Annotated in this window: 4 protein-coding genes; 2 read left to right on the top strand and 2 right to left on the bottom strand. The window is 70.8% G+C overall.

The annotated features are described in order from the left end of the window. Positions 1 to 111 precede the first annotated feature (111 nt). Positions 112 to 366 (bottom strand): winged helix-turn-helix transcriptional regulator, encoded by a 255-nt coding sequence (locus D0D28_RS35160; protein WP_116115513.1) that lies wholly within the window; start codon positions 364 to 366, stop codon positions 112 to 114. 56 nt (positions 367 to 422) lie between these two features. Here D0D28_RS35160 and D0D28_RS35165 point away from each other — a divergent pair, with 56 nt between their 5' ends. Beyond that, a complete protein-coding gene (locus tag D0D28_RS35165) occupies positions 423 to 1,043 on the top strand; it encodes an NAD(P)-dependent oxidoreductase (RefSeq protein ID WP_116115515.1) in 621 nt (206 codons plus the stop codon). Positions 1,044 to 1,691: 648 nt separating this feature from the next. Continuing rightward, on the top strand, positions 1,692 to 2,258 hold the full coding sequence (locus D0D28_RS35170; RefSeq protein WP_094006206.1) for an NADPH-dependent FMN reductase: 567 nt from the start codon (positions 1,692 to 1,694) through the stop codon (positions 2,256 to 2,258). Between the two features lie 468 nt (positions 2,259 to 2,726). Here the strand turns inward: D0D28_RS35170 and D0D28_RS35175 are convergent, their stop codons facing one another. Then, complete coding sequence (locus D0D28_RS35175; RefSeq protein ID WP_240323474.1) at positions 2,727 to 3,458, bottom strand: aminotransferase class III-fold pyridoxal phosphate-dependent enzyme; 732 nt, start codon at positions 3,456 to 3,458, stop codon at positions 2,727 to 2,729. Positions 3,459 to 3,661: the final 203 nt, after the last annotated feature.

Genomic DNA, 3,661 nt, shown 5'->3' on the forward strand with positions numbered 1-3,661 from the left:
CGCGCCCGATGGACGATGCGCTGGAAACCCGTACTCAACGCCTTCGCCATCACCTTCGGTGACCGCTGGCCGGCCGCCGAAACCTACTAACCGAACCGCCAGAAACACCGATCACGGGATAGACCCGGGTGGCGTGCCGGGCTGGCTGGTGCGGCGGACGAGGCCGTGGCGTTCGAGCCCGCGCAGCGACTTGGTGAGGGCCTTGGGCGTGACGCGGCGCAGCGGCACGCGGAGTTCCGAGAAGCGCCGGGGGCCGTCCTCGAGGCAGGCGATCACCAGTGGCACCCACTTGTCGCCGAAGCGGATCGGCGCCAGGTCCGAGGGGCAGAGTTCGTCGAACATGTCCGGCGGCAGGGGTTTGCGCATGCTGCCACGGTAGCCGGTATCCGGGTGGAAACCGGGGTGCTGGCTACGGTCGCGGTATGAGCAGAATCGTGGTTTTCGGCGCCGGCGGGCGCGCGGGACGGCAGGTGGTCGCGGAGGCCGCGCGGCGCGGTCACGAGGTGACGGCGGTGGTCCGTGACCCCGGGAAGCACCAGGCGCCGGAGGGAGTCGACCTGGTGGCTGGTGACGTGACCGATGTGTCCTCGGTGGCGGCGCTGGTGAAGGGCCAAGACGCGGTGATCTCGACGGCCGCGGTGTACGGGGAGGGCACCGATCCGCACGGTTTCTTCACGTCCTCGGCCCGCGCGCTGGTCGAGTCGGGGCCGGCGCGCCTGATCGTCGTCGGCCTGTCCGTCCTGGCGCCCGATGCGACGGGCCAGCGGCCGGTGGACGCCCCCGGTTCCCCACCCGAGTTCCGCCCGTTCTGCGAAGCACACGCGGCGGGGCTGGAGGTACTGCGCGAAAGCCCCGTGGACTGGCTGTACGTGAGCCCGGCGGGCGATTTCGACCACGAGGGCCCCCGCACGGGCGGCTACCGGGTGGCAGCGGCCGCCGACCTCGCCGACCGTGTCTCGTATGCGGACTTCGCCATAGCCCTGATCGACGAGGCAACGAAGCCGGCGCACCGACGGCAACACCTGCTGGTGACCACCAGCTGACCGAACCCGTCCGCCGGGTGGCGCTGACCCGGATCGTCGTCGGGTGTCCCTGACCGGATCACCGGGCCAGGCACACCCGGCGGCGCGGTCTCTCTCCGGCCATCGGCCGGGCCACGACCACCCGAGGGCGAGGTCACCCCCACCACCACCGGCCGACGGCGAGGTCACTCCCGCCCACGCCGCGTCCGACCAGCACCACCGGATCGACGATCTCACTCCCACCACCGGCCGGCGCCACCGGAGGGCGAAGTCACCTCCACCACCGGCCCGGCCACCACCAGATCGACGAGATCCCCACCCACGCGACCTGCGGCCAGCACCACCGGATCGACTGGGTTACTCGCCCACGACACCCGCCCCGTCACCCCCACTCGACCGGCGCGCCAAACCGGCAGCACCCACCGCCAGCGATACCCCGCCCGGCACCACCCTCGCGGCCCTCCACAACTTGTCCCAGCGAAACCCCGCGCGGCACCACCCGCCGGCCAGCATCTCCCGGCCGCCGACACCTCCCCGCGCGGCACCAACGGAGACATCTGCCGGTCAGCCGCGCTTGATCGCCCAGACCACGGCACATCTACCGATCGATGTGTTTGCTGCTCATCGCCTCTTGACCTCAAGTAATGTAGAGGTTTCATCCTAGGGCGCATGGAACCTCTTGATGTTGCGGTGATCATCGGAAGCACCCGGGACGGCCGGTTCGGCCCGGTGGTGGCGAAGTGGTTCGCCGAGCAGGCGGCCGCCCATGGCGAGTTCCGGGTCGACGTGATCGACCTGGCCGACGCCAACCTCCCGGCCGCTCTGTCCGGCCGGCCGACCCCCGAGGTGGCGGCGGTGAGCGAGCGCCTGGAGAAGGCGGATGCGTTCGTCGTGGTGACTCCGGAGTACAACCACAGCTACCCGGCATCGTTGAAGACGATGCTGGATTGGCACGGCACGCAGTGGCAGGCGAAGCCGGTGGCGTTCGTGTCGTACGGCGGGTTGTCCGGCGGCTTGCGCGCGGTGGAGCACCTGCGCCCGGTCTTCGCCGAACTGCACGCGGTGACCATCCGGGAGACCGTGAGCTTCCACGGCGCCTGGAGCCAGTTCGACGACCGGGGTGAGCTGGTGAACCCCGAAGGCCCGACGGCAGCGGCCAAGGCGCTGCTCGACCAGCTGGCATGGTGGTCCCACACTCTCCGAGACGCCCGACGCACACGCCCCTACGCGAGCTGAGCCCCAGCGAAGCCGTCGACGGGGACGACTGGGGGTCGTCCCCGTCGACGCTCGCGCGAACCGTCGCAAGTGGACCGCCGCCACGCCCCGGTTTCACACACCCTCGAAAGAGGGTTCGGTTCAAGCACCGCCCCAGATCGGCCCACCGTCAGCCCAGCCGGAACCACCCACGATCAACGCCAGCCCGAATCACCCAGGCGCCATCACCACGAGCCCGACACCAGCGCCCACTCGGATCAAGCCGTGCTCAGCCCAGTCCCGGTCATGCCCCCGGCCACACCCAGGACCACCAGCCCGACGCCAACACCGATCAACCCGCCTCAGCCCGATCCGGGCCATCCCCACCAGCGCACTCGCGATCACCAGCCCGGTACCGGCGCCCCCACCGATCAACCCGCCTCAGCCCAGCCGGGGCCATGCTCCCGCCGTCAGCGCCAGCCGCGTCCCCAGCATCGGCCTCGACCCGGATCACCCGGCCTTCAGCGCCAGCTCATCGAGTCCGGCGGCGAACGCCCCGGCGATCTCCTCGATCTCCGGGCGCTGGATGGTCAGCGGCGGCGACACGGCCAGGGCCTTGGCCAAGGTCCGGGTCAGCACCCCGCGCTGGCGGATGAGCAGACTGAGATCGGCCACGGCTGACGGCAAGCGCTCGAACAGGTCCGGCTGCAGCTCGACGGCGGCAAGCAGCCCCACACCCGCCCTGACCTCGCGGACGAGAGGGTGCGCGGCCAGCGGCTGCAGCGCGGTGGCCAGCTCACCCTCGAGGAGCCGGCCCCTCTGAACCAGGTTGCCGCGCTCGAGGATGTCGATGTTCGCCAGCGCCGCGGCACAGCACGCCGGATGCCCGGAGTACGTGGCACCGTGCCGCAAGGTCGTGCCGGACCGGCCCCAGAACGGTTCGGCGACCCGGCCATGCACGACGACACCGCCCAGCGGCAGATATCCGCTGGTCACCCCCTTGGCGAAGGTGATCAGGTCCGGCTCCACGCCCCACCGTTCGACCCCGAACCACGTGCCGAGCCGGCCGAACCCGCAGATCACCGCGTCCGCGATGACCAGCACCCCGTACTCCCGGCACACGTCCACCACGCCCTGCACGTAGCCCTCCGGCGGCGCGAGGACGCCACCCGCGCCGATGACGGGCTCGAACAGGAACGCCGCGACCCGCTCCGGGCCGATCCGCCGGATCTCATCGCGCAACGCGTCCACCGAGTCGTAAGCGACGCGCGACGAGGACGGCAGGATTTCGCCGAAGCCGGTTCGGTTCGCTTCGATCCGGGTCTATCCCGTGATCGGTGTTTCTGGCGGTTCGGTTAGTAGGTTTCGGCGGCCGGCCAGCGGTCACCGAAGGTGATGGCGAAGGCGTTGAGTACGGGTTTCCAGCGCATCGTCCATCGGGCGCG

The sequence above is a fragment of the Amycolatopsis ruanii genome (genome assembly GCF_003385175.1).
Lineage (GTDB): Bacteria > Actinomycetota > Actinomycetes > Mycobacteriales > Pseudonocardiaceae > Amycolatopsis_E > Amycolatopsis_E thermalba.